1 protein-coding gene is annotated in these 440 nt (G+C 62.3%); it reads right to left on the bottom strand.

Annotated features, from left to right (window positions below):
* On the bottom strand, positions 1 to 440 hold a 440-nt coding region (locus tag ACNPAA_RS21100), incomplete at both ends, for a pyruvate kinase (protein ID WP_417892003.1).

Below are 440 nucleotides of genomic sequence, written 5' to 3'. Positions count from 1 at the left end.
TCGGCCAGGGCCGGCAGCTTGATGGAGACGCCCGGCAGGTTGATGCCCTTGTTCTCGCCCAGGTCACCGTTGTTGAGCACTTTACAGATCACTTCGCGCTCGGTGATTTCGATGACGTCCAGGCCAATCAGGCCGTCGTCAACCAGGATGCGGTTGCCGACGCGCAGGTCGCTGGCAAAACCGGCATAGGTGACGGCGACTTTGTCTTTGTTGCCCACCACGGTCTGGTCGGTGGTGAAGGTGAAGGTCTGGCCGGCGACCAGGGAGACGTCGTTGCCGCCTTCGAGCTTGATGGTGCGGATTTCCGGACCCTTGGTGTCCAGCAGGATGGCTGCGTGCTTGCCGGTTTCGGCCATGACAGCGCGCAGGTTGCTGATGCGACCACCGTGTTCGGCGTAGTCGCCGTGGGAGAAGTTCAGGCGCATGACGTTCATGCCGGC

The sequence above is a fragment of the Aeromonas sp. PS2Canimalfood6 genome, from assembly GCF_048276795.1.
Taxonomy (GTDB): domain Bacteria; phylum Pseudomonadota; class Gammaproteobacteria; order Enterobacterales; family Aeromonadaceae; genus Aeromonas; species Aeromonas caviae.
Note: the sequence above shows the minus strand (reverse complement) of the source record. Positions and strands in the feature narration are given on the sequence as shown.